This is a genomic window from Bacillus sp. FSL R5-0397 (assembly GCF_038593395.1).
Classification (GTDB): Bacteria; Bacillota; Bacilli; order Bacillales; family Bacillaceae; genus Bacillus; species Bacillus altitudinis.
The window spans coordinates 1,176,871-1,199,785 of record NZ_CP151992.1; the positions used below are offsets into that span (position 1 = coordinate 1,176,871).

A 22,915-nucleotide genomic window follows, 5' to 3' on the forward strand; every position below is an offset into this window, starting at 1 on the left:
CTCTCATATATATAAGGAATGAATCATTCGGGAGGGATTAGTATGTCAAATAAAGGTGATGAGAATCAAAAGCCGCTTATGTATATTGTTCAGCCGAGCTATGATGAATCAGCGCCGGCCATGCAAAATATTGTGAGAAAGCGCAAGAAGTCAGAAAAACCTTCAGAAACCAAAAAAAGCGACAAAGAGCATGCAATCGAAGAGAGCGTGCAAGAACCTGTATCACAGGAAGTAAAGCAGAAAAAAGAAGAGCCGCCTACGCTACAGCAAGAGCGGGAGATCAATCAAGAAAAAGATAATTCACAAAATCGAGAGCCAGTACAAGAACAAGAAAAACAGCCAGAAGGCGTATTTCATGAAACAAAAGAAGAACCAAGAAGAAAACGAGTGAAGAAGCCGTTAAGCCAAATGAATATCGAGGAGAAAGTCGATTTTCTTACAAGTCTGCCGCATAATATGCCGAGAGCGCTTTGCCTCATCGAAGCCGATGGAAAAACATACAGAGGAATCATCATGGAGAGAAAAGACAATATGGTCGTCATCCGCACAGCAGGCGGCGGTAATCCAGTGGAATTAGCGATTGGTGATATTTCTTCTATTCATCCACTTGGTTTTTAATGAACATAAAAAAAGTCCCATAACGGGACTTTTTTTGTTAGCAGCTACGGTTGATGAGTCTTGGATTTAAGCACTCGATTGCGCAGAAGCAGTCAAGGTCTACTTCAATGCAATATTTTGATTTTTCTAAACGGAACACATCACATACGGAATCTTTATCTGTAAAATCTAAAATATGACGATCTTTGTCAAATGCAATAAGCAAGCTGAGTGTTGCGCAGTGATCAGAGATGTGTTCGACTCTGAAAAATGCAGTGCTGAAGCAAGGGCCAGCATCTACTTCTCCGACGTTTCCGAATGCGACGAATGGTTTTGATTTTGAGGTAAATAGAACAAACGGGACAGTGTCACCTAATGAATGTGATGGAGAAAGGAGATTGCTGTAACAGCTGGTTGGGCAATCCTCTTCGACGGCATTTTGTAAGTCGTTTATGTTTTCAACAGCCTCTGCTACACAGTTCCATGAATGTTTGCGGCTCATATTCAACCCTCCTATACAAGGAAATTTGTTTGAGTGTTTGAGCACTGTCATCATCATCTATAAGCTTTATTATGTGTCTCGCCGGTTGATGCATCTAATGTCAATCAATGCGGAAGCGGCCGCCTTTTGCTGACTGCTCCGCATGATTGGTTGTCATTCGTGAGGAAGGGGATGCTTTGACTTATGACAAGTTAGATGAGCGGGCGATTGGTTTAGCCGTGGTGATGATGCTTTTTATCTTTTGTTGGCATGACTCTGTCGACAAGTTCTGGATTTAAACATTGGATCGCGCAGAAACAGTTCAAATCAACTTCGATACAAAAGTCCGCTTTTTCTAAACCAAAGAAGTCAGGATCGCAAGGGTGACAAACGCTTAGCGTATGTCCGTGTACATCAACAGGTCTTAATACAGATAATGTGGCACAGCAGTCATGCAATTTTTCAACCCGGAAGAAAATGGATTCGAAGCATTGGCAATCGTCAACAAATCCTCCAATGTTTCCGAAAGTAGAGAACAATCCGCCCTTTTTATCAAAAAGTAAAAACGGAATCGTATCTTTTCCAGAAACTGTCGGGCTTAATAAATTACTGTAGCAGCTCGTAGGACATTTATCTTCTACAGCTTCCTGCTCTGCTAAAATCTTATCAACCGCATCGCATACACAGTTTTCATCATGTCGGCCATGGTGTTTTCCGCAGCTCATGGATTTCAGCTCCTTTAACAAGGTATTTGACTTTAGTCCTTAACAACATATGTATGCGCCCTCTAGTTGGTGTGGGTAAATGACTATTTATCTTTGTTGTATTTTTAGAAAAGGAAAAGCAGAGCTTTTCGCTCTGCTTTTGTACATTAGAGGATACCAATTGCAACGATCGTCGCAACAAGTGTCTGTGTAAGCGTTTGGATGGCAATGGAGATGTCTGCATCGATTGTAGAGACAGTAACGTTTCTAGAGTTTTCGATGACAAGTTTCTGGCGATTTGTTTGTTTGTGGCTAGCTGCTTGCAATAGATCTTGCGTGACGCGGTCAGCTAGGTCACCATCAGCGATTGAGATGTTTGTAATGGTGATGATCGCTGTTTGAACAGCTGCTTGGATAGATGCTGCAACCTGTGCATCAACAGAAGAGACGTTAATGTCACAAGAATCTCTAACGATAATGACTTCCTCAGATGTCTGCTTTGTCACACTCACTTGATCAAAGTCTTGTAAAACATCTTCATCATCATAATAGTGGCCGTCACAAACTGCTTTTCTTTCGTAGTTATGATGGTAATCGCCGTGGTGTGTACAGTTGCGATCTAGAGCGACCCAAGAGTATGGTTTAGAATCCATTTCTTTTCCTCCTTCCGTTTACTTTATTAAATGCTGGAATGATTGGTTTTGTCTCGGGCATTTATCCTAGCAGGCAACCCATTTTTATTTAATCGTTATTTTGCTGCGCTTGACGACGCTGCTGGATACGTTCTCGAAGTGAATTTCGTTTAGGGCGCACTTGTGGTTCAGGCTCGACCTCTTCTGCATGTTTTGCTGCCTCTGCCTGACGCTTTTTCTCCTGCTGCTGCTGTACGAAATCATCTGCTTTCTTTTGTAAATCCTGAACCAGCTTCAAAATCATCCTTCTTTGATCTTCTGAAAGGTTTGCTTTCTGATCATCTGTGACATTATTTTTGTTTAAAATATCACTCACAAGAAGGCTTGTTAATGGATCAACATCAGTGTTGATTTGAAACTCCTTTTTTTCGTTCTCTTCAGCCACGATTATTTCACCTCTTTCATACGTGATGTTAGAAAAAGAAAGGGTCAAAGAATGCCGGCTTCAACTAAAAGTACATTCAGTGTTTGAGTGAGAATTTGTACGGAGTTCATAATGGATGCATCAGATAATGTAATCGTGACGTTATAACAATTGATGATTTGAATCACGGTTTTCTTTTGAACTGTCACTTGTTGTGCAGCTAAAAGCTGTTCTGTGATGTTTGCAGCCACTTCATCATCTGGTACAAGAATTTGAATTAAAAGAGTAATGATTGTCGTTACGGTCGCTTGAAGGGAGAGTGCGGCTGTTACATCTGTTTTATGAATCGTGACATTTTCGGAATCCTTGATCTCGATGAAATCATCATAATTGCTGATTAATTCGTTCAACAGTTGTGTGTATAATAAATCAGCACTTTCTTCAATAGACAATACTTTCACTCCTTTCTTATCTATACATTATTTAATGCAGCAGAGGCTCAAGGTGGAATCGGAAAGCATGAAAAAGTACAACCCAATTTTATTTGCACCCGATTCATCATGGTGGTCTTTCTTTTTGCATATATAAAGAAAGGACGGAAAAAGAAGAATGAAGGAGGTGGAGGTTCCATGAGCGGCGCTTTGTCATTTGCTATATTTGCCCTCGCATCCTTTAGGCTGACGAGATTGATCGTGTTTGATACGATTACAGCCCCCTTTCGCCGTCTATTTCATGAAGAGCAAGAAGAGATAAACGAACAAGGTGAAGTCGAGACCTATATCGTCATTAAGGGGAAGGGACTGCGATCTTGGATAGGAGAGCTGTTAAGCTGTTATTGGTGTACGGGTATGTGGTGCACTGCTGCTTTACTACTGATATACATATTTTTTCCTGTCATCAGCATGTGGCTTAATTTACTATTAGCGATTGCCGCCGCAGCAGGCTTGATTGAAGCAGTCGTGTCGAAGCTTGTGAAATAAACAGGCATTCTGATCAGACACGCTTAAAGAAAATGCATATACTAACATGGAATAGGAAAGGAAGGGTTGCGATGAAACCAACTGAAACACCGTCACATATGCTTCAAGGGTATCCAGCGCAGTCAAATCAACAATCTGTATATACGAAGAAAATCAAGAAGACTGGCTGCGGCTGCGGGAAGAAAAAGAAACCTCAATAGGGAAAAACAAAAGCCGGATTTATCCGGTTTTTTTGTTGCCCTTTTTTTGGGTGATGCATATGTAAGAGAGAAGGGGTGACCAGAATGGATGCATTCGAACAATTAATCGGTTCCTTGTTCACTAAACCCCATGATGGGAAAGAGCAAGCGCACGAAAAAGCTGAAATGGATTTAGCGAATAAAGCGAAGGATCTTGAAGAGCACTTAAAAGCATTTGGCGAGAAAATGGATACTTTTGCGAAAGAAACAGAAGCATTCATGATCCGTCATGGAGAGGCAGATTACGTCTTTAAACAGCAGAAATAAAAATTCCGCACTTTTTTATGTGATCGTCCAAACCATTTCATGTATTTTTCATATTTTGTAAGGGAGAAGAGGAGGTGCTTAAATATGAGTTGTTACGGTTACGGTGGCGGTTATTGCGGAGGTTATGGTGGCGGCTACGGCGGCGGTTATGGTTCAACTTTTGTTCTTGTCGTCGTGCTTTTCATCCTTCTAATCATCGTTGGTGCTTCTTTCTTTAACTAAACAGTAAGAAGGTGAGGGAAGCAATAGGGAAGCCTTTTGCTTTCCTTTCTCTTTGCTAACAAGGCAGCAGGATAGGCACATATCTCGCCTATTTTCATATAGTAAGGTGATTACTCCACAAAGAGGAGGCAAAGGAATGGATAATAAGTTCTTTAAAAGTGTGGAAAATAAAACAGGTGTAAATATGAATGATGTCTTTAAGCTTGCAGGTTCTTTGCAAAACGCGAACTTTAAAGATGAGAATACCGTTCGAGGTGTCATTAAAAAAGTAGCGCAGCTTGCAAACAAACGTGTACCTAAAGAAATGGAAGACAAAATCGTTCAATCGATTACAAGTGGAAAAGAAAAGCTTGATTTTAATACAATCGCTAAAATGATGAACAACAAAAAATAAACAACAGGCTCTCCATTTAAAGGGGGGCCTGTTGTTTTTGTGTGAATAATTCACGATTTTTCTTTAAAAGGGGGTACAAAAAGCGGGAGCGGTGAGCAGTTTTTCCTCTTCTATATGAAGGAACTGATAGATAAAGGGATTGTTCAGCTCTCGTCATGGCAACGTATAATAAGCGTCGCTCCTCTTCAATGGCTTCTTCATCACCGTTTCTCAGCTCATCAAGTGCAAAGTCATGAGGGAGCGCCCCATCAACCACACTCGTGATGTACACTGTTTGGAATTCTAGTCCCTTCGCACGGTGGATCGTCATGAGCTGAACGCCTGGTTCATCTGATTTTTCCTTTTCAGCAGATTTCATATGTTCGGCATGAGCGAGGAAGGCTTCAATTGTTTCAAAACGTTTCGCCGCTGTTTTCACATCTCGTACATCATCTGTTCCTTTTTCAAGCACATTCGTATCATTCACGCGTTTTTTTAAAAAATCACCAAGTCCCATCCTTTGTTCAATAAACGCTACAGCTTCAGATGGCTTTAACGATTTTAACGTTCGAAACAGGGGAACGATCGATTGCAGTTTTTTGCGCTGAAACGGCTGAATGTCTGTTAGCTTTCCAAGTGCCTCTACCATAGAACAATCTTCTGTAATGGTCAGCGCCTTCAGGGTATTCAGTGTTTGCTGCTTTAAAAAGAAAACGGGCAGCAGCAGCTTCATTGCGGCGACATCATCTGCATCCTGACTTAGCGAAAGAAAAGCGAGCAGCACCCGAACAATTCTTCTGCTATAAAAGGCTTTTACACCAGCATCGGTTTGATACGGAATCGCCGATTGATGAAGACGTTCATAAATCGCGCGGCCTCCTGTATTCGTTCTAAACAGCACGCAAAAGTCATTCGGTTTTGCACCGTTTTTAATTTTCTCCTGAATATCTGCTACGATCATGGTCGCTTCCTCTTCCTCGTCATATGGATAAAAAAGAGTCGGCGGAATTTTCTCCACGCGTACGGCTTTTAACGTTTTCTCGTAACGATGCTGATTCTTCTTAATAATGGCGTCTGCACTTGCGACAATCGTATGATGAGAGCGGTAATTTGCATGTAAATGGACGATCTCGGCCGAAGGATAGTCCTGTTTGAAGTCAAGAATAAAAGCAGGATTGCTTCCTCTAAATGCATAGATGGCTTGATCATCATCGCCTACACAAAATAGCTGCTCGGATTCTCCAGCTAAAAGCTGGATTAATTGATATTGTACGGGATTAATATCTTGAAATTCATCTACTAAAATATACTTGAATCGTTCTTGATATTGTTTGAGCAATTCAGGCTGCTTATTCAGCATGTGTAAACAGGCAATCGCCATGTCATCAAAGTCAAATTGTTGATTTTCACGCTTTTGCTGTTCGTATGATTGATAGATTGTCCACATTTGCTTTTCCTTTTCATCTTTCAGCTCAGGAAGTTCGTTTGGTAAAAAAGCATTTTTCCAATAGCCGATTGATTGCAGCACTTGATCGGTTGGATAGTCTTTTTCATCAAGTCCTTCATTCATGATCGCTTTGCGAATATACTGCTCTTTTTGCCAGTCGAATTTAATCAAATGCTGTCCGTTCCATTTGCCCCGATCATCGTGAAGCAGCATTTTATAAAATAAACTGTGGAATGTGCCTGTCACAACTTGGCTCGCCTGTGAAGGATGAAGCTGATACTGCATACGCAGTCTTTCTTTCATTTCACTGCTTGCTTTTGTGGTGAAGGTCACGAGCAGGATATGGTGAGCGGGGATTTGATGGTGCGACATCAGATAAGCAGCTCTTGCTGTCAGTACCCTTGTTTTCCCGCTTCCGGCGCCAGCTAGCACAAGCATCGGACCGTCTTTGTGTGTGACTGCTTGAAGCTGCGGTGCGCTAAAGGTGATGTGTGGAAAGAGGTCAATGGTATGCACTTCTTCATTCTTGTCTAAATGAAAGGTTTCGCCAAATTGAATGGATCGTGGTTCCTGCCAGTCATCCGATTCTTCTGTTTGTGAGCTGATCTGTTTGCCGGTTGGAAAGCGAAAGCCGCCAAGTTCTTTGTAGGATGCATCTTCCTCTCGTTCAGCCGGTTTCTTTTCCTCTTGTTGTTCTCTTTTTTCGCAAATCTCTTGCTGAGATATTTGCTTATGGATAAAGGCAGGTTCTTCATGTATATTTAATCTAAAAAAGACGGGTTGTCCGCAATATGGGCAAGATAAATGCCCTTTTTTCCCCTCATCATGGAGGAATTGATAGTGCTCTCTCGAATATGTATGTAATGAGATCGTTCGATCATGTCGTCGTGCGCATTTCAAAGCTAGTCCTCCAATAGTCAATCAATCTTAAAAAGAAACACATCTAATCATATCAAATGAGGCGTGTTTCAAACAGTCATAATTAGGGAATAGTAGAGTAGAAGAGAAGCAAAGGAGGCGTTCTTGATGGGATATATAGCCCCGATTCAGCCGGATCTGTATTTTCAATATATCAATCGTCCTGCTCCTCAGGATAAAGAAGACTATGCGAAAGTGACGAAGGTCACCCGCACCTTTCATGACAAGGTATACAGAGAGCTGGAGAAAAAAGAGGACTTAGTGACAGAAGCGGAAACGAAAGTACAGCAAAAAAAGCGGGAACGCTTTGTACGAGATATGTTTATGGAAGAAGGTAAGGGCGTTCATATCAATACTTACGTCTAAATGACTGCGCTTTCTTCCTGAGCGAACGAGATGGAATCAATAAAAAGCCAGAGCATCCATGATGCCCTGGCTTTTTATTTTCGTTAAACGGATAGTGTTTTTGTCATTTTGACATGTGTAATCCCTGCTTCTTCAAACGGTTCTGAAACGGCTTTGTAGCCTTTCTTTTCGTAGAAAGGAAGAGCTTGGACTTGTGCATGCATGACAGCTTCTTTCGCTCCGTTTGCCATCGCTTCAGACTCAAGTGCTTCTAAAAGCTGGTGGCCAAGACCGAAAGAGCGCGCCTCTTTTAATACACAAATTCGTTCAAGCTTTGCCTTATGACCTTCAATTATGCGCAGTCTAGCAGCAGCTTGTGGTTTGTTGTCATCATTATAAATGACAAAGTGAATGGCTTCGTCCTCAAGTTCATCAATTTCGATCTCTAACGGGACTTCTTGTTCTTTTACGAAAACTTCTTTTCGAACATAATAAGCATCTTCTCGTTGTGTTTGTTCTTTTACGATGACTGTATTCAAATGTCTTTAACCCTCTTCTCCTAAGATAAATGTTTCATAAACGGTCCAAGAACCGTTCTCTAATTGATATAAAAGGTGGAAGCGGTCAACCGTTTCCTCGTGGTCAATTTTTCTCAGCTTCAATGTGCCTAGAACGTCTGAATGCTCATCGTCTGATAACTTTTGAGCCACTGTCACATGCGGGACAAATGCATATTCAGGTGTACCAGCAAGCGGATCAGTGTACAACTTCTCATTAAGAGTCATTAATTCTTCGTTCGGTTCTACTTTCATATAAATCACGTTGTTTACAGGAGCGAATGAACTGAATTTTTTAATACGTAACGTAATAGGAGAAGCATTTTTTGCGTACTCTCGCAAGGTGGAGACGACCTCAGCTGCTTCTAGATCCGTTAATTCAAAAGGTGTTCTTAATGTTAAATGAGGTGGTATGAGTGCATAGTTCGGATCATAACGTTTCCGATAAGAGTTCGCAATGTCTTGCAATTTTTTTGATGGAAATAAAACAACTCCGTATTTCATCATGTTCCCTCCTGATTAAGAAAGTATTTATTATTTTTTATTATAACAAAATTCAGTTGATTAACGAATATGGGAGCATTCTTTTTAACGAAGGTGAAATGAGCGGCTGCCAAAACGTCCATTTATGATCGCCTTCGAATGTCTCAAATAAATAATCCGCACCGGACTTCTCCAAAAGGACCTTTAATTCTTCGTTCGGCTGAATAAAGTCTAGCACTTGCCCATCTGTCGTTTTCACAGCTGTTTCTTCTAACCCGATTTGATGGATAATGGCATAATGAGCAAGGGATGATGACTGTTTGACTGCTTGCAGAACCGACTCATCCACGTAAGGAGACTGCAAAATCAGTCCGCCAAATAACGAAGGATAATCAATGGCTGTCATAAGTGAGATCGTAGCACCTAATGAATCACCAATAAATGTACGACCTGATCCAACTTGATACGTTGGATAGTGTTCATCAATATACGGAACTAGTTCATTTGCCAAAAAGCGTTTATACGCCTCGAACTTTGGTCCGTCTGGATGATACGTATTTCGTCTTTCAGTAACATTTTCATATGGGACACCAATGATAATCGAGCGTTCCATTTCTTTGTTTTGCATTAATTCTTCCGCTTGTCTGCCTATTTTACCTAGACGGAAATAATCATGACCATCCTGTGCAATGATGACATGATATGTATAAAGGGGGGAGTAATTGACTGGCAAATAAATCAAAATGGTCATTTCTGCCCCAAGTTCTTTTGACTGTAAGGTTTCTTCTTGAATGATGCCTGTTTTCTTCACCATAATCCATTCCTCCAGCTAACCAAATTCATCATAAGTGAAACGTTTCCATTCATTGTAACACGAAAAACAGCGTTGTTCCTATATGCTAACATGCAATCAAATTGGCTGACATCCAATCTGCTACAAAATACAGAAAATTTTAATTAATCGTTACATTTCCCCTTGAAAAATGAGGTTTAATGCGTTACAGTATTAAGAATTAGAACAGACAGACAACACATTCTTATCGTGAGAGGTGGAGGGACTGGCCCTTTGAAACCTCAGCAACCGGTATGCATCACTTCATGTGATGTACCAAGGTGCTAAATCCAGCAAGCAGCTTTTTTGCTTGGAAGATAAGAGGAAGCGATTAAACCCCTTCTTCTTATGAAGAAGGGGTTTTTCTGTTTTGAAATTAGATTTTTACTTAGGATGGTGTCAAATGACAGAACATGTGGAAACGAAGTTAGCGCAAATTGGAAACCGCAGCGAAGAGGCGACTGGTACTGTCAGTCCTCCCGTTTATCTTTCAACAGCTTACAGACATAGAGGCATTGGGGAATCAACAGGATTTGATTATATTCGGACGAAAAACCCAACAAGGCAGCTTGTAGAAGATGCAATTGCTTCACTCGAAGAAGGAACGGCCGGTTTTGCCTTCAGTTCGGGAATGGCTGCCATCCAAACGATCATGGCGCTGTTTGAGAGCGGGGATGAACTCATTGTTTCATCAGATTTATATGGCGGTACATACCGTCTATTTGAAAACGAATGGAAAAAGTACGGACTGCGCTTTGTTTATGATGATTTTTCAGATGAAGACTGTTTACGCTCTAAAATGACGCCAAATACAAAAGCCGTCTTTATTGAAACGCCAACAAACCCACTCATGCAGGAAGCGGATATTCAAAAGGTTGCGAAGATCGCAAAAGAACATGGTGCATTGGTCATTGTGGATAACACCTTTTATACGCCCGTCTTGCAAAAGCCGATTACACTCGGAGCGGACATTGTCATTCATAGTGCCACTAAATATTTAGGCGGACATAACGATGTTCTTGCCGGACTTGTCGTCACAAAAGGAGAGAAGCTATCGGAAGACATGTTCCAGCATCAAAACGCCATTGGGGCGGTTTTATCTCCATTTGACTCATGGCTTTTAATGAGAGGAATGAAAACATTGGCGCTGAGAATGCGTCAGCACGAAGCAAATGCGAAGGAATTAGCTGATTTTCTAAAGCAGCAGCCGGAAATTCAAGATGTCCTTTACCCAGGAAAGGGAGGCATGCTGTCATTCCGAGTAGCCAAAGAGGACTGGGTCAATCCATTTTTGAAGCAGCTGAAAACGATTTGTTTTGCTGAAAGCCTTGGCGGAGTCGAAAGCTTCATTACGTATCCTGCAACGCAAACTCATATGGACATCCCAGAAGAGATTCGTATTTCAAACGGTGTGTGTAACAAATTGCTCCGTTTCTCAGTCGGGATTGAGCATGTGGAGGACCTAAAAGCAGACCTGAAACAGGCACTATCAAATGTGAAAGAGGAGGTACACACGAAATGACCACACACGATTGGACACTAGAAACACAACTCGTTCATAATGCGTTTAAAACAGACCGTTCAACAGGTGCAGTCAGTGTGCCGATTCAACATGCATCGACGTTTCACCAAAGCAGCTTCGATGACTTTGGTCAATATGACTACTCCAGATCAGGCACCCCTACACGTCAGGCATTGGAGGATACCATTGCAGCGCTAGAAGGAGGAACGAGAGGGCTTGCCTTTGCGTCAGGTATGGCAGCCATTTCAACCGCTTTTCTTCTATTATCAAAAGGAGATCATGTCCTTGTCACAAGAGATGTGTACGGCGGGACTTTCCGAATGATCACCCAAGTTCTTTCAAGATTTGGGATTGAGCATACCTTTGTGGACATGACCAATTTGAATGAAGTGAAACAAGGCATTCAATCAAATACAAAAGTCATTTACATGGAAACACCGTCAAACCCTACACTCGGTATTACGGATATTGAAGGTGTCGTACAGATTGCGAAAGAACATGACTGTCTGACTTTCTTAGATAATACGTTTTTAACGCCTGCGCTTCAGCGTCCGCTGGACCTTGGTGTTGACGTTGTGCTGCACAGCGCAACGAAATTTTTAAGCGGCCACAGTGATGTACTGTCAGGCTTAGCCGTGGTGAAAGATGAGAAGCTAGGAGACGAACTTTATTCGCTGCAAAACTCCTTCGGGGCGGTGCTTGGCGTACAGGATTGCTGGCTTGTGCTTAGAGGATTAAAGACCCTTCAAGTCAGATTAGAAAAAGCCAGTCAAACCGCATTAGAACTGGCTTCATTCCTCAAAGAACATCCTGCGGTCAAAAAAGTATATTACCCAGGATTAGATGATCACCCAGGGGCAGACATTCAGCGGAAGCAGGCGAGCGGTGCAGGTGCTGTTCTTTCATTTGAACTAGAAAACCAAGCGGCTGTCAAAGAATTGGTCGATGGCGTCACATTACCTGTATTCGCCGTCAGCCTCGGAGCAGTCGAATCCATTCTTTCCTATCCGGCCAAAATGTCCCATGCCGCTATGCCAAAAAAAGAAAGAGAAAAAAGAGGCATCACGGATGGTTTACTTCGATTAAGTGTGGGCGTAGAAAACGGAGAAGACCTCAAAAGGGACTTCAAACAAGCACTAGATCAACTAAAGCCAGCTCTTGTGAACCAGTCATAAAAGTTAGTGAAAAGCCGGTGCGGATACCGGCTTTTCGCCTTTTTTGAACAAAACCATTGACGACTGATCATGATGGTTATATAATAGAGATTGTCAGTAACAGAAAGCCCAGAACTGATACATAACCCGATTCCGTAGCTCAGCTGGGAGAGCGCTACCTTGACAGGGTAGAGGTCGCTGGTTCGAGCCCAGTCGGAATCATCGTTTAAACCCTTGCCTAGCAAGGGTTTTTTGTTTTTCTGATAACGAATATTCGTTCTGTTTCTTTTGGTTGGGGACGAATTGGGGACGAACTTTATCCGCCAGATTGTTTCTCAGTATTTTTAGAATCAAAAAATCCCTTTTCCATACCGATCACACACTTTTAATAGTATCAGCATATCAAGTTTAAGAGGTTACTTACAAAATATTTAGAACTTTTTCGTAAGAATCCTCAGAAATGTAATAGATTTTCATTTATAATTCTCTATTTGTCTATACTTGTCATACCGCTGTTTTATAAGCTCTTCCGAGGATAATCGTATCAATTTTTTAAGAGATGATTCGATTGCAGATTCAATCAATTTTGCTTGTGATTTTATATCATTTTGTGCTCCACCCTTAATTTCAGGAATGATTTCATCAATAATTCCTAAATGCTTTAAATCTTTTGCTGAAATTTTCATATGTTCAGCAGCTTCTGGAGCATACTTAGCGTCCTTCCATAGGATAGATGCTGCTCCTTCTGGCGAAATGACCGAGTACCATGAATACTCTAACATATGGATATGATTACCGACACTAATACCAAGAGCTCCACCACTTGATGCCTCTCCAATTACAATACAAACAATTGGCACTTTAAGTGTAGCCATTTCCAATAGATTTCGAGCTATCGCTTCAGAAATTCCACGTTCTTCAGACCCTTTGCCTGGATAGGCGCCAATTGTATCAATAAATGTAATAATAGGGCGATTAAATTTATCAGCTTGTTTCATCAGTCTTAGCGCTTTTCTATATCCTTCTGGATGTGACATTCCAAAATTTCTTTCTATATTTTCCTTTGTACTTCTTCCTCTTTGATGACCAATAACCGTAACGGGCATCCCTTTAAATTTTGCAATACCACCTATCATTGCTTGATCATCACCATATAATCGATCACCATGAAGTTCTAGAAAGTTTGTAAACAATAAAGGTATATAGTCCAATGTCGTGGGCCGGTTACGTAGCCTTGCAATTTGAACTCGCTGAAAAGGTGTAATATTAGAATAAATTTCATCTTGTATTTTATTTAAACGTTTTTCTAATACATGGATTTCTGATGATAAATCTACATTATGTTCTTCCATCATTTTCTTTAATTCATCAAATTTCTCTTTTAGTTCAATAATAGGACGTTCAAAATCCAAACTCATTTTATCCTCCAAAGGGTATGATTTACCTCACTCTAATCAAAAGACTTAGAAATAGAATCAATAAATAATTCAAAACCATCCACAACTATTTTTTGTTCTGATTCTGATAAATTATTGAGGATACGTTGATAAAATGTAAGGGATTGTTCTCTTAAGCGATTAACAGTAATGTGACCTTTTTCTGTGAGGTGCAGAAAAAGTTCTCTTCTGTTTTTTTCATTTACTTCACGATAAACAAGTCCCTTTTTTACTAACTTATCTACCAGTCTACTTACAGTTGAAGTCTCTAATCTAAGTTTATTGGATAGTTGCCAAACAGTTAATTTTTCCACCTCTAGTTCCTCTAACGCCATCATTTGAGAAGTTGGTAGAGGTTTTTCAAATGGTCCATTGGGCAAATTTTGAGATTCAAAAACCCCAGTTATTATAATCATTTTCTTAATATCTGATCTTAGTTTTAAGGCATCTTCTCTTTTCAAAAAGGTCACCCTCCTAAAATTCATGTATTATACATCAATTGTATTATACATGAATATGTTTTTTTCACAAGTTTAACGTAAGCCAATATTAAAATAAGGATGAGATATTTCTACTTGTTAAAATGGTATAAACCGATTTATTTTATTAATATAAATGAGAAGCAGTTGCCCGAGGTCTTTCAGTATTTAGAGCAGAAACAGTGTTTCGCTTATGCTGAAGCATGCTATATAGTATATGCAGATGAGTATGAGAAACAAGGTCGATTTGAAGAAGCTACGGCTGCTGATCAAAAGGTATTAGAAACACATCTCAAAACGTATAGGCAAAATGAAAACAGACCATGCAGGGTCTGTTTTTTTATGGGGACGGATTGGGGACGAACCCTTTCAGTTTTCTTCAGAAATGCACATTTTTTATCAGAAAGGCTTATCATAGAATCTTATTAAATCAGTCTTTTTAAGAGAACATCTGGTAGCTGCGGATAAGGTCATTCACCTTGACGTGGAGAGATCGCTAGTTCGAACCCAGTCGGAATCATATGAAAAGATGTTGATACAGAGCCATTCTTGAGATAGTCGAGAGGCTTTTGTATTTCTAAAGCAAAAGAAAACATTAGTAAAATTAAAAACCACACTGCATTTTTCAGTGTGGTCAATTTAAGATACGATAGGTGAGTCACTTAACAATAGATTAGTTTCATAGTTTGTTTAAGATTATGAAACTATATTTTGGTAATATGCGCCTGCGGACAAGTCATCAATCTTTCTTTTTTTTGTAGTCTTTTACTAAGCTTGAAACAGTTAAACCCATTACACCGAAAGCTACTACATAAAATAAAATATTTGTTACAGGTGTATCAATTTTCCCTAAAATCAAGACAACAGCTATAATAGCGATGGGTAAAGTAATTAACAAACTTTTGGATGCTTTATTTTCCTGTGTCATTAACCAAGAACCTCCTTTTTGTTTCAGCATCTAGGTGTGTTTTAGTACATTTTAAAAAACGAACAACATTATGGTTTTAGCAACCCACCATGCTGCATTTTCACTTCCAGTAACTTTAAGAGCACCTAAATAAATACCATGTTCAAGAGTGCCTGTATAATGCTCAATAGTTATTAGAATTGTTTCTAACCCTGTAACACCGCCTATCATTACTTTCAGTTTTGTAGGTAATTGATCATAAGCTTCTTTTATTGCTTTTATAGCCCATGTGAATTTACCGTGTGTAATAGCTTCTCCATTTGATTTTGATTGAGCTCCTTTAATTGCTTTTTTGAACTTTTCTGTTTCTACTTCATTTAAATTCCAATACTGTGTTATCTCATCTATTGTAGGCTCTTTTGCTTGATCAAAAGAAGATTTTACAAATGAATAAGAATAGAACTGTTCTTTCTCAAAAGCTTTAGATGCATTTGCTTCTGCAAAAGGTGAGAGTATAAAAACAGAAATTCCTGCAACCATTGATAATATTAAACCTTTGGAAGTACTTGATTTTCCCATAATAAGCTCCTACTTTGGAATATTTTTTAGATTAAGCTTTCAACGTAATTAATAATTCAATAATTGTTTTAGTTGTTAGAAATATTCTTCCTTCTTTAAATAATGTTATCATTTGTAAATAAATGAAGTAAATAGGTTATTTGTTATAGGATAGAATGGTACAATATACATATTAATTACGAAAAGACATGACTAGCAAAGAATTTAAATCATTCGTAGAATATAAAAAAAGGAATATCTTTTTTGCTCTTAAAAACGAAGTAATACCAGAGGGGGATATTAAAGAAGAAGAGGAGGATAAATAGCTTCTACAGAAAAGATAGAAGTGAATACAGTATATCGTTAATAATTACAGGATTTTTATATCTTCTTTGTAAGCTGAGAAAGATATAGAGCACTAGAAAAGTTCACGTTAGTCAAGATCACTTAAGAAGAATTGCTGAAGGCTTTATCGTAGGCTAAGGCTTATGGTAGCCATTGAATGAAAACGTTATAACTTAGAGTAGTGGTAGACAGAAACATAACCTACCGGTTGAAAGGATGATTGTGGTGGTAAAAACAGATAAAGTCTCCTCCTGAATACAAGAAATTACATTCAGGAGGAGATAAAAAATGTTTAAACAAATAGATGAAAATTACCCGAGAAAAGAGCACTTTCATCATTATATGACGGTAACCCGATGCACATATAGTCTGGTGATCGATCTAGACATCACAAAATTGTATGCAATATTAAAAGAAAAAAGGCTAAAAGTATATCCTGTGCAAATTTATTTGTTAGCAAGAGCTGTGCAAAAAATACCGGAGTTTCGGATGGATCTAGTGAACGATGAACTTGGTCACTGGGATCTTCTCCATCCTAGTTATACGATTTTAAATAAAGAAACAAAGACGTTTTCAAGTATTTGGACGCCTTATGACGAAAACTTTGCTCGGTTTTATAAAAACTGTGTAGCGGACATGGACACTTACAGCAAAAGTAACAACCTATTTCCGAAACCTCATATGCCAGAAAACATGTTCAATATTTCAAGTCTGCCGTGGATTGATTTTACTTCTTTTAACCTTAATGTATCTACAGATATAACTTATTTACTACCAATATTTACGTTAGGTCAATTTAAGATGAAAGAAGGAAAAATCACCTTGCCAGTCGCGATTCAAGTCCATCATGCTGTTTGTGATGGCTATCATGTCGGTCAATATGTGGAATATTTGAGGTGGCTTATTGAACATTGTGAAGAGTGGTTAGACGATTCATTGGATATGACCTGAATGTCAGGAGTGATTTGCAAGAGGTTTCCAATGGTTTATAGAAGTTAGCATAAAGCAGACTTTAACGAGTCTGCTTATTTGTTGTGTGATGAAGAAGTTATTAGTTTGCAAATAAGGCAAACATGTTTTGTTTCTCAATTATTTTTGCGGTTTCTTTTCGGTGTTTTATGAATTCCATTATGTGATAATAAATGTAATATAAAGGAATTTGGTGGAGTGTGGATAGGGATATAGAAATTTTCAGCTTGAAACTGTCTTCAAGAGTAGTAGGCCTGAAAAATGATTCTGAGTGTTTGTCATGTAAGCTTCTAAATTAATTAATTAATGATAGGTGATGAACTACCGAGTAATGGAATATTTTGAAACTGTAAAAAGGGCGGGCAGATTCTTATAGAAGAAAGCAGTGATTTTGTCGGATGTGAAAAAATGTATGCTCACTCTATCTTAAAATCATTATATTGAATTAAATGTATATGTATTTACTCTAAAAATTGATAAAGGTGGTTTACATGATGAAAAAAAGCAATACATTATTACTGTCTTCAATATTTTTAGCTAGCACGATATTCCCTGCAACTGTTTCAGCAACTACTGTTGAGAAAAATGAAACTGAATGGATAACAATTGCAGAGGATACTTCAACGGATTCTGTATCGCATTCAACTAACAAAAAATCGGCAAAAGCTGACTATGTTACGAATTGGAAACTAAGAAAAACTGGTGGATTGATTGGCGAGATATTTCAATGTAACTACAGCATGTTAACGACAGCGAAGTCAAAGGGTAAAATTGATTATATAGAAGCAAAATCACGACTATATGGAGGAGATGGAGGACTTTCTAAAAGCAAGACCGATTCTGCGAAGAAATCAAATTATGCTGGAGCGAATGCTGCCTGTGGTGTTGATGGTGGTTGGGGATGTAAAGGTAAAGCGATTGGAAACTCTTTATATAAAGATAGTGGTTATAAAACTGTTAGTCGCCAAAAGACTTTTAAAATTTAATAGTCGTGATGAGACATAGAACAATTTTATTCATAACCATTTTCATCGTATTACTAATGACTTTTATTTTATTTGTCAGACAAGGAAAAGTCTCTGGCGATATAGACTATAATGATGAAATGTTGGATGTTACTGGACCAGGAACGGAGACCGTATCATATGGTATGTATGAACCTGAGGGGAAGCTTCTTGATACTCTAGATATCGGTTTGATTAAGAATAACCAAATGAACAAAGTTCTTTCCTTCTCACACTACATAGACGCAGATAGAAAGTACACGTTATTCTTACTAGCAAATTTTAATCAAATAGCATTTTCTGCAGATAATCATAGACCAGCTAAATCATACACATTTGAGATGGCTAAAGACCAGGTGATGACATTACCAATCAAAGCGACATTACCAAAAGATGTTGGAGAAATAGCGTTTATTATTGTTCCCGAAGCAAAGTATCATTTGAAAGATAGTCATATAGATATAGCGACAGGTTTACAAGAAAATTATATTATGCGATTCATTACAAAAAAAGCTTCATCTCATCATATTAGAAGTGAATTTTCTCCAATATATAAAACGGATGAATTAACTGGAGAAGAAATTTTCATGGCTTCAGGAAAGGTTTCAAATAAAGTGCTGTATACTTCAAAAAGTCAAATGCCGGTCTATCTCCAAGTGGATAATACAAGTAAAGAAAAAATGAATTATGCTTTAGTCGCATTCTCGGAATTCGATCAACAAAAATTCAATGGAAAACCTGTGATGTATGTATCTGTAGAAAGTGAAAAAACAAATGTTTATCAAATAAAATTGCCAAAAGTGAAAAAGGAAAAGAATTTTCAAGTCATTGCTTTTCCTGCACCTTTTGATAATAGTACTAAATTTGAGGAAGTTAATTTTAGAGGCTATTCTTCTATTAGAACGTTAATTCAACCATAGGAGGCAATTTAATGTGGATGATCATTATTTTATTCATTATATTGATAGGATTTACAGGAAACATGGTATCGATTTTGAGAAATATTCAACAATCTAATGAAAAGATTATAAAATTATTAGAAGAAAATCAGACACACAAGTAGTCCATTGAGTTATGGTTTATGACAGCGTATTTAGCACACTGCTCCTGAGAGGGAGCTCTTTATTTACGATTTCTTTTTGGAAAGAGTAGCAGAATAGAAAGGCTCTTAAAGCTCAAAATGATATTCAAAAAGGAGAGTGTCTGTATGGTGATTAAAAGACTCCTAATCATTGTATCCATTGTATTGTTAAGTGTTTCAACAGCAGAAACTTTAAAAATCATTGAAACGAAATCAATTCGGAATACAACAATGGAGGAACAAAAATCATATCTAAACACGACTATGATTGATCGAAATACAACTTCTGAAAACGTATAGACAAGATTAAAACAGACTTTAAGAGTCTGTTTTTTTATAAAGTAGAATGAGTAAATGAACAGTTGGTCAATGTTATACTTATCTCAGATAGATACGAGGAGGCATCCACTTTGAAATCATTCTGGGAGAAAGAAGAAGAGAGTCCTTTTACGTTAGAAAAGATAGATGAGGAACAAATTCGTGAAGCAGAGGGAACGCTTGGTGTCACTTTACCTGATACATACAAAAAACTCATTTTAGAATGGAATGGTGGTTTTACAGTTCGTAATGCTTTTCCAACCGATCGGCCGAATTCATGGGCAGAGGATCATGTTCAATTCGACCATCTAAGAGGAATCGCCAAAGATGATGGAATTATGAATAGCGCTCAGTTAAGTGATGAATTGGAGCTGCCCGAGGGACTTATTTTCATCAGCGGGGAAGAAGATACATGGATCGCCATGGATTATCGAGAAACGAAGGAATATCCTCCTATTCACTATTTCGATTTAGAGCTGGAAGTAGATTTTAAGCTGGCAGATAGTTTCGATGAATTTGTTGAGCGGTTATATACAGCTGACGACGCCATGGTTGAAGTAATAGAGATTGAGGAGGAAGCTTCGGATTTATATATCAGTAAAGAAGAGCTTGAACACATTTTTGAGAGAGGAGACCTTCGTCAGCAGAATCTCTTCAAAATGGCACATTATCCGATGGAAGACATTGAAGAGATCGCATGGTTTTTCATGCGCATGAAACAGTGCATTCAACAGATAAAAGATCAACATGTCTTGTATGAAACAGCTACTGCTATTCACTCCAACCTTCTGTTAAACCCAGATATGCCAAGGAATGACTGTATTAATCAAGAGCTGCAAGAAATGGCTGAATTTCTAGAAAATAGTGGAGATCCGAATACTGCCTTTTTGGGAGAGGGCATTCATCCAGTGAAAGAACGATAGTGAAAGATGAAAAGCCCTTTCTAGGGCTTTTCGAATGTAGTTTATGATCTCTTTTTATTTAAAATTTTCATAATGAATAATGCTATATATGAAGCAATGAATGAGCCCAAAGTGTAAACAACAGCCCAGTCAAAGAAAGAGACATTAAAAAGTGTAAATGTCAGAATGAGCAAAATGATAAAGCTCACAACTGGCATGAAATAAACCTTTTGTACAAATAATGTGACGATTAATGAAGCGATCAAAATACTTACTGGAAGCAAGCCGAATGCGAATTCTAAATGAGTCATATCCATTCTCCTTTTAAAAATGACTTAGCTACATTTGATTTGTTCTCATTGTCTCTCATACACTCAAAATTCATAGTACATCGGGTTTTTGAGTTTAATAAATTATATTAGACAGAAGAATCAATAGCCATATCATAACACAGAAAAATGAAATTATTTCATTTTATGTAATTTAAAGGATGTTTGATGATTTTAAATCCTTCTTTTTGTCATCTTATTGAAAGTCATATTTAAATAAAGTATAGTAAATTTATATGATAAAGAGGAGGATGGTTAAAGATGATGCATTCAGGAAGATTACGTCAGAAAACTTTGAACAATCAGTAATTTCATATGTTCAAAGGCTCTGTTTTCATCAAACGGAGTAAACGGGGTAGTCTGCACATTTTTAATGATCTTCAGCGGGAAAGTATGCAATTTCACTAGAAAAGAGGCAGCTAATCGATCTGTCTTTTTTTTGTATGTTTTTTATGATGCAAAGAAAGGCATATGTCTAGCTTTGTTTACTCTGACCACATAAAGTAGCCTGTTTGTGGGTTTTGTGATGATATTCTTGATGCCTATTGATCATGACTAAATGAGCAATTGGAGGAATGGATATGAACAGATTGGAATTAAAGCAGTTAGTCAAACATCACGGATTAGAGATTTTAGAGAATACCATCAAAATAAATGAATCAGGTGTGGATTTCCGTGTCGCTCACGTCGAAGATTTACATGGTGATCAATGGATATTAAGAATGCCTCGCAGACCTGAATCAATGAAACATACCTTACAAGAAAAAAAGACATTAGATTACATTAGTAATCAGGTTCACTTTCAGGTTCCTAAGTGGTCTATCTTTACAGAAAATCTGATTGCTTATAAACAATTAGAGGGGGTACCGGCAGCTAGCATTGATGTGGAACAGCAATCTTATATGTGGAGTTTTGACCAAACGAATGTACCGCAAGCTTATTATGAATCATTAGGAAGAGTTTTAGCGAATGTACATTCCTTAGATCAACAGCCTTTTAAAACGATCGGTGTGGAGATGATCAGTGCACATGAATTAAGAGGATCAATGAAACAGCGAATGGAACGTGTCAAATCGCAATACACCATTAACAGCGGTTTATGGGAGCGTTGGCAAGAATGGCTAGCTAAAGATTCTTTATGGCCGCCTTTTGTGGGAGTGAAGCATGGAGATTTGCATCCTGGCCACATTCTGATTGATGAAAATCAATGTGTTACCGGTGTGATTGATTGGTCTGAAGTGGGGATTGGTGATGTATCTGCCGACTTTTTGTCGCATCAACTTCTCTTTGGGAAAGAAGGATTAACGAAACTTATCCATGCGTATGAAAAAGCAGGCGGGAGAACTTGGTCAGGAATGGATGAACATATAATAGAACTTCTGGCTACAAGTGCGATCACTGTGGCCGAGTACGCACAGAGATCAGGATTGAAAGATATGTATGAAACTGCAGCATACATGTTGACAAACGGAAGCTAATCTATCAGAACAAATCCAAAAAAAGCCCCCAAAAGGGGCTTTTTTTAATCAAATTCATGAAAAAACTGTTTGAGTTGATCAATGAAAACGGATTTGGATTTTCCCTTTTTATAGATAAACTCAATATTGATGTTGAAATTGATAGATGGATCGATAGAAATTTGTTTTAATGTTCCTTGTTTTACTTCATTTCTAACACAATGATGAGGAAGAAACGATAGTCCCATTCCTTGCAGCACCAAATTTTTTGCAGTTTCCATATGATCAACCTCAATGGAAATGTTCGGTGTAATATTGTTTTTTTGAAATAATCGGTGGAGCATCAACCAATCAAATGACCCATAGTCAAAGAAAATAAAAGGTTGTTCTTCTAGTTCATTCATATTGATGTTGTCATGGCTGGCAAGAGGGTGATGAGTTGGGACGAACAGCCCGATTGGATCGCTGAAAATCGGGATTGATTCAATTTGAGGATGTGTTTCAGTCCTGACAATGCCAAAGTCTACTTGGTTGTTAATCACTTTTTGGACAACATCCTTTGAATGTCCTGTTACAATTTTCACTTTCAGGTTTTCGTATTTTTCTTTTAGGGCGGGCAATATGTTAGGCAATAGATTATTGGAAATAGAGGATGCGCATCCAATCGTCAATTCATAAGGGATCATCGTTTGTTTGAGACTATGCTTTGCTTCTTGATAAGAATGGAGAATCTTTTTGGCATGCGGGTAAAACTGTTCACCTTTTTCCGTCAGAGATAATTTATTTCTCTGTCTATCAAATAATTTCAGATCTAATTCTTTTTCTAACGATTGAATACGTGCCGATACAGAAGGCTGGGTTAAATACAGTGCTTCTGCAGCTTTATTGATACTGCCTAGCTGGCATACATAAATAAACGCTTCTATATTCTCAATATTCATGTTATCCCCTTA

At 38.4% G+C, this 22,915-nt stretch carries 31 protein-coding genes, 1 tRNA gene and 1 riboswitch; of the genes, 17 read left to right on the forward strand and 15 right to left on the reverse strand.

The genetic code is table 11. The annotated features are described in order from the left end of the window. Window positions 1-42 precede the first annotated feature (42 nt). On the forward strand, window positions 43-618 hold the full coding sequence (locus tag NSQ70_RS05845; RefSeq protein ID WP_274660967.1) for a CotO family spore coat protein: 576 nt from the start codon (window positions 43-45) through the stop codon (window positions 616-618). Window positions 619-655: 37 nt separating this feature from the next. On the opposite strand, the gene NSQ70_RS05850 is transcribed toward NSQ70_RS05845, so the two are convergent. The 5 genes from NSQ70_RS05850 to NSQ70_RS05870 form a co-directional block, all read right to left on the reverse strand. Beyond that, window positions 656-1,099, reverse strand: coding sequence for a CotY/CotZ family spore coat protein (locus NSQ70_RS05850; RefSeq protein WP_008348434.1), 444 nt, complete (start codon window positions 1,097-1,099; stop codon window positions 656-658). 212 nt (window positions 1,100-1,311) lie between these two features. Then, entirely contained in the window at window positions 1,312-1,803 is a 492-nt protein-coding gene (locus tag NSQ70_RS05855; RefSeq protein ID WP_008348432.1) for a CotY/CotZ family spore coat protein, read from the reverse strand. A 146-nt stretch (window positions 1,804-1,949) separates the two neighbouring features. Then, window positions 1,950-2,435: a spore coat protein gene (locus NSQ70_RS05860; RefSeq protein ID WP_008348431.1), complete on the reverse strand. Its 486-nt coding sequence runs from the start codon at window positions 2,433-2,435 to the stop codon at window positions 1,950-1,952. Window positions 2,436-2,523: 88 nt separating this feature from the next. After that, entirely contained in the window at window positions 2,524-2,859 is a 336-nt protein-coding gene (locus NSQ70_RS05865) for a hypothetical protein (RefSeq protein ID WP_035392394.1), read from the reverse strand. Between the two features lie 44 nt (window positions 2,860-2,903). Then, window positions 2,904-3,290 (reverse strand): spore coat protein, encoded by a 387-nt coding sequence (locus NSQ70_RS05870; RefSeq protein ID WP_041092031.1) that lies wholly within the window; start codon window positions 3,288-3,290, stop codon window positions 2,904-2,906. Window positions 3,291-3,467: 177 nt separating this feature from the next. Here NSQ70_RS05870 and NSQ70_RS05875 point away from each other — a divergent pair, with 177 nt between their 5' ends. From NSQ70_RS05875 to NSQ70_RS05895, 5 genes are all read left to right on the forward strand, one after another. Beyond that, window positions 3,468-3,818, forward strand: a complete 351-nt coding sequence (locus tag NSQ70_RS05875; RefSeq protein ID WP_025207166.1) for a DUF1360 domain-containing protein — start codon at window positions 3,468-3,470, stop codon at window positions 3,816-3,818. 71 nt (window positions 3,819-3,889) lie between these two features. Further along, window positions 3,890-4,018: a hypothetical protein gene (locus NSQ70_RS05880; RefSeq protein WP_008348422.1), complete on the forward strand. Its 129-nt coding sequence runs from the start codon at window positions 3,890-3,892 to the stop codon at window positions 4,016-4,018. A gap of 84 nt (window positions 4,019-4,102) precedes the next feature. Then, complete coding sequence (locus tag NSQ70_RS05885; RefSeq protein ID WP_008348420.1) at window positions 4,103-4,324, forward strand: hypothetical protein; 222 nt, start codon at window positions 4,103-4,105, stop codon at window positions 4,322-4,324. An 84-nt stretch (window positions 4,325-4,408) separates the two neighbouring features. Then, a complete protein-coding gene (locus tag NSQ70_RS05890; protein WP_008348419.1) occupies window positions 4,409-4,546 on the forward strand; it encodes a YjcZ family sporulation protein in 138 nt (45 codons plus the stop codon). 136 nt (window positions 4,547-4,682) lie between these two features. Beyond that, window positions 4,683-4,940: a stage VI sporulation protein F gene (locus NSQ70_RS05895; RefSeq protein WP_008348417.1), complete on the forward strand. Its 258-nt coding sequence runs from the start codon at window positions 4,683-4,685 to the stop codon at window positions 4,938-4,940. 16 nt (window positions 4,941-4,956) lie between these two features. Here NSQ70_RS05895 and NSQ70_RS05900 read toward each other — a convergent pair whose 3' ends face one another. Beyond that, window positions 4,957-7,266 carry an ATP-dependent helicase gene (locus tag NSQ70_RS05900; RefSeq protein WP_327862006.1) on the reverse strand — a complete coding sequence of 770 codons (2,310 nt, stop codon included), beginning with the start codon at window positions 7,264-7,266 and terminating at the stop codon, window positions 4,957-4,959. A gap of 126 nt (window positions 7,267-7,392) precedes the next feature. Here NSQ70_RS05900 and NSQ70_RS05905 point away from each other — a divergent pair, with 126 nt between their 5' ends. Continuing rightward, window positions 7,393-7,650 carry a hypothetical protein gene (locus tag NSQ70_RS05905; protein WP_008348414.1) on the forward strand — a complete coding sequence of 86 codons (258 nt, stop codon included), beginning with the start codon at window positions 7,393-7,395 and terminating at the stop codon, window positions 7,648-7,650. Between the two features lie 83 nt (window positions 7,651-7,733). Here the strand turns inward: NSQ70_RS05905 and NSQ70_RS05910 are convergent, their stop codons facing one another. From NSQ70_RS05910 to NSQ70_RS05920, 3 genes are read right to left on the reverse strand one after another with little or no spacing between them, the layout of a single operon-like run. Beyond that, on the reverse strand, window positions 7,734-8,168 hold the full coding sequence (locus NSQ70_RS05910) for a GNAT family N-acetyltransferase (protein WP_008348412.1): 435 nt from the start codon (window positions 8,166-8,168) through the stop codon (window positions 7,734-7,736). A 6-nt stretch (window positions 8,169-8,174) separates the two neighbouring features. Next, window positions 8,175-8,690: a YjcG family protein gene (locus NSQ70_RS05915; protein ID WP_024720139.1), complete on the reverse strand. Its 516-nt coding sequence runs from the start codon at window positions 8,688-8,690 to the stop codon at window positions 8,175-8,177. A 52-nt stretch (window positions 8,691-8,742) separates the two neighbouring features. After that, window positions 8,743-9,483, reverse strand: a complete 741-nt coding sequence (locus tag NSQ70_RS05920; RefSeq protein WP_268416955.1) for an esterase family protein — start codon at window positions 9,481-9,483, stop codon at window positions 8,743-8,745. A gap of 220 nt (window positions 9,484-9,703) precedes the next feature. Next, window positions 9,704-9,825, forward strand: a riboswitch (SAM riboswitch). Between the two features lie 79 nt (window positions 9,826-9,904). Here NSQ70_RS05920 and NSQ70_RS05925 point away from each other — a divergent pair. From NSQ70_RS05925 to NSQ70_RS05935, 3 genes are all read left to right on the forward strand, one after another. Further along, window positions 9,905-11,023, forward strand: coding sequence for a methionine biosynthesis PLP-dependent protein (locus tag NSQ70_RS05925; protein ID WP_342502505.1), 1,119 nt, complete (start codon window positions 9,905-9,907; stop codon window positions 11,021-11,023). After that, window positions 11,020-12,198: a cystathionine beta-lyase gene (metC, locus tag NSQ70_RS05930; protein WP_342502506.1), complete on the forward strand. Its 1,179-nt coding sequence runs from the start codon at window positions 11,020-11,022 to the stop codon at window positions 12,196-12,198. Before NSQ70_RS05925 ends, metC begins: the two co-directional genes overlap by 4 nt. Window positions 12,199-12,326: 128 nt before the next feature. After that, window positions 12,327-12,399: transfer RNA gene (locus NSQ70_RS05935), tRNA-Val, on the forward strand. A 251-nt stretch (window positions 12,400-12,650) separates the two neighbouring features. Here the strand turns inward: NSQ70_RS05935 and NSQ70_RS05940 are convergent. Both NSQ70_RS05940 and NSQ70_RS05945 read right to left on the reverse strand, forming a co-directional pair. Continuing rightward, window positions 12,651-13,595, reverse strand: coding sequence for an acetyl-CoA carboxylase carboxyltransferase subunit alpha (locus NSQ70_RS05940; protein WP_251210818.1), 945 nt, complete (start codon window positions 13,593-13,595; stop codon window positions 12,651-12,653). A 32-nt stretch (window positions 13,596-13,627) separates the two neighbouring features. Continuing rightward, window positions 13,628-14,074 carry a MarR family transcriptional regulator gene (locus tag NSQ70_RS05945; protein WP_251185343.1) on the reverse strand — a complete coding sequence of 149 codons (447 nt, stop codon included), beginning with the start codon at window positions 14,072-14,074 and terminating at the stop codon, window positions 13,628-13,630. Between the two features lie 114 nt (window positions 14,075-14,188). Here NSQ70_RS05945 and NSQ70_RS05950 point away from each other — a divergent pair, with 114 nt between their 5' ends. Further along, window positions 14,189-14,521 carry a hypothetical protein gene (locus tag NSQ70_RS05950; RefSeq protein WP_058337469.1) on the forward strand — a complete coding sequence of 111 codons (333 nt, stop codon included), beginning with the start codon at window positions 14,189-14,191 and terminating at the stop codon, window positions 14,519-14,521. A gap of 310 nt (window positions 14,522-14,831) precedes the next feature. Here the strand turns inward: NSQ70_RS05950 and NSQ70_RS05955 are convergent, their stop codons facing one another. Together NSQ70_RS05955 and NSQ70_RS05960 are read right to left on the reverse strand one after the other, a co-directional pair. Then, a complete protein-coding gene (locus NSQ70_RS05955) occupies window positions 14,832-15,020 on the reverse strand; it encodes a hypothetical protein (protein WP_045035248.1) in 189 nt (62 codons plus the stop codon). 51 nt (window positions 15,021-15,071) lie between these two features. Beyond that, the gene (locus NSQ70_RS05960) at window positions 15,072-15,578 is read right to left on the reverse strand and encodes a hypothetical protein (RefSeq protein WP_159159558.1); all 507 of its coding nucleotides are present in this window, start codon (window positions 15,576-15,578) and stop codon (window positions 15,072-15,074) included. A gap of 612 nt (window positions 15,579-16,190) precedes the next feature. On the opposite strand from NSQ70_RS05960, the gene catA reads away from it, so the two are divergent. The 5 genes from catA to NSQ70_RS05985 all read left to right on the forward strand — a co-directional run bounded on the left by catA (window position 16,191) and on the right by NSQ70_RS05985 (window position 20,197). Beyond that, entirely contained in the window at window positions 16,191-16,853 is a 663-nt protein-coding gene (gene catA / locus NSQ70_RS05965; RefSeq protein ID WP_159159559.1) for a type A chloramphenicol O-acetyltransferase, read from the forward strand. 512 nt (window positions 16,854-17,365) lie between these two features. Further along, on the forward strand, window positions 17,366-17,857 hold the full coding sequence (locus NSQ70_RS05970; RefSeq protein ID WP_159159560.1) for a hypothetical protein: 492 nt from the start codon (window positions 17,366-17,368) through the stop codon (window positions 17,855-17,857). Between the two features lie 56 nt (window positions 17,858-17,913). Continuing rightward, window positions 17,914-18,795 (forward strand): hypothetical protein, encoded by an 882-nt coding sequence (locus NSQ70_RS05975; protein ID WP_236551968.1) that lies wholly within the window; start codon window positions 17,914-17,916, stop codon window positions 18,793-18,795. 287 nt (window positions 18,796-19,082) lie between these two features. After that, the gene (locus NSQ70_RS05980; protein ID WP_342502507.1) at window positions 19,083-19,256 is read left to right on the forward strand and encodes a RapH phosphatase inhibitor; all 174 of its coding nucleotides are present in this window, start codon (window positions 19,083-19,085) and stop codon (window positions 19,254-19,256) included. 110 nt (window positions 19,257-19,366) lie between these two features. Continuing rightward, entirely contained in the window at window positions 19,367-20,197 is an 831-nt protein-coding gene (locus NSQ70_RS05985; RefSeq protein ID WP_342502508.1) for an SMI1/KNR4 family protein, read from the forward strand. 41 nt (window positions 20,198-20,238) lie between these two features. On the opposite strand, the gene NSQ70_RS05990 is transcribed toward NSQ70_RS05985, so the two are convergent. After that, complete coding sequence (locus NSQ70_RS05990) at window positions 20,239-20,487, reverse strand: DUF2651 family protein (RefSeq protein ID WP_342502509.1); 249 nt, start codon at window positions 20,485-20,487, stop codon at window positions 20,239-20,241. A gap of 599 nt (window positions 20,488-21,086) precedes the next feature. Between NSQ70_RS05990 and NSQ70_RS05995 the strand changes: the two genes are divergently transcribed. Further along, window positions 21,087-21,983 (forward strand): macrolide 2'-phosphotransferase, encoded by an 897-nt coding sequence (locus tag NSQ70_RS05995; protein ID WP_144666519.1) that lies wholly within the window; start codon window positions 21,087-21,089, stop codon window positions 21,981-21,983. A 44-nt stretch (window positions 21,984-22,027) separates the two neighbouring features. Here NSQ70_RS05995 and NSQ70_RS06000 read toward each other — a convergent pair whose 3' ends face one another. Next, entirely contained in the window at window positions 22,028-22,903 is an 876-nt protein-coding gene (locus tag NSQ70_RS06000) for a LysR family transcriptional regulator (protein WP_144666516.1), read from the reverse strand. Window positions 22,904-22,915: the final 12 nt, after the last annotated feature.

Coding starts and splice junctions, on each gene's coding strand:
- NSQ70_RS05845 (WP_274660967.1), top strand. CDS start 43: ATGTCAAATAAAGGTGATGAGAATCAAAAGCCGCTTATGTATATTGTT.
- NSQ70_RS05850 (WP_008348434.1), bottom strand. CDS start 1,099: ATGAGCCGCAAACATTCATGGAACTGTGTAGCAGAGGCTGTTGAAAAC.
- NSQ70_RS05855 (WP_008348432.1), bottom strand. CDS start 1,803: ATGAGCTGCGGAAAACACCATGGCCGACATGATGAAAACTGTGTATGC.
- NSQ70_RS05860 (WP_008348431.1), bottom strand. CDS start 2,435: ATGGATTCTAAACCATACTCTTGGGTCGCTCTAGATCGCAACTGTACA.
- NSQ70_RS05875 (WP_025207166.1), top strand. CDS start 3,468: ATGAGCGGCGCTTTGTCATTTGCTATATTTGCCCTCGCATCCTTTAGG.
- NSQ70_RS05880 (WP_008348422.1), top strand. CDS start 3,890: ATGAAACCAACTGAAACACCGTCACATATGCTTCAAGGGTATCCAGCG.
- NSQ70_RS05885 (WP_008348420.1), top strand. CDS start 4,103: ATGGATGCATTCGAACAATTAATCGGTTCCTTGTTCACTAAACCCCAT.
- NSQ70_RS05890 (WP_008348419.1), top strand. CDS start 4,409: ATGAGTTGTTACGGTTACGGTGGCGGTTATTGCGGAGGTTATGGTGGC.
- NSQ70_RS05895 (WP_008348417.1), top strand. CDS start 4,683: ATGGATAATAAGTTCTTTAAAAGTGTGGAAAATAAAACAGGTGTAAAT.
- NSQ70_RS05905 (WP_008348414.1), top strand. CDS start 7,393: ATGGGATATATAGCCCCGATTCAGCCGGATCTGTATTTTCAATATATC.
- NSQ70_RS05915 (WP_024720139.1), bottom strand. CDS start 8,690: ATGAAATACGGAGTTGTTTTATTTCCATCAAAAAAATTGCAAGACATT.
- NSQ70_RS05920 (WP_268416955.1), bottom strand. CDS start 9,483: ATGGTGAAGAAAACAGGCATCATTCAAGAAGAAACCTTACAGTCAAAA.
- NSQ70_RS05925 (WP_342502505.1), top strand. CDS start 9,905: ATGACAGAACATGTGGAAACGAAGTTAGCGCAAATTGGAAACCGCAGC.
- metC (WP_342502506.1), top strand. CDS start 11,020: ATGACCACACACGATTGGACACTAGAAACACAACTCGTTCATAATGCG.
- NSQ70_RS05940 (WP_251210818.1), bottom strand. CDS start 13,595: ATGAGTTTGGATTTTGAACGTCCTATTATTGAACTAAAAGAGAAATTT.
- NSQ70_RS05955 (WP_045035248.1), bottom strand. CDS start 15,020: ATGACACAGGAAAATAAAGCATCCAAAAGTTTGTTAATTACTTTACCC.
- NSQ70_RS05960 (WP_159159558.1), bottom strand. CDS start 15,578: ATGGGAAAATCAAGTACTTCCAAAGGTTTAATATTATCAATGGTTGCA.
- catA (WP_159159559.1), top strand. CDS start 16,191: ATGTTTAAACAAATAGATGAAAATTACCCGAGAAAAGAGCACTTTCAT.
- NSQ70_RS05970 (WP_159159560.1), top strand. CDS start 17,366: ATGAAAAAAAGCAATACATTATTACTGTCTTCAATATTTTTAGCTAGC.
- NSQ70_RS05975 (WP_236551968.1), top strand. CDS start 17,914: ATGACTTTTATTTTATTTGTCAGACAAGGAAAAGTCTCTGGCGATATA.
- NSQ70_RS05980 (WP_342502507.1), top strand. CDS start 19,083: ATGGTGATTAAAAGACTCCTAATCATTGTATCCATTGTATTGTTAAGT.
- NSQ70_RS05990 (WP_342502509.1), bottom strand. CDS start 20,487: ATGACTCATTTAGAATTCGCATTCGGCTTGCTTCCAGTAAGTATTTTG.
- NSQ70_RS05995 (WP_144666519.1), top strand. CDS start 21,087: ATGAACAGATTGGAATTAAAGCAGTTAGTCAAACATCACGGATTAGAG.
- NSQ70_RS06000 (WP_144666516.1), bottom strand. CDS start 22,903: ATGAATATTGAGAATATAGAAGCGTTTATTTATGTATGCCAGCTAGGC.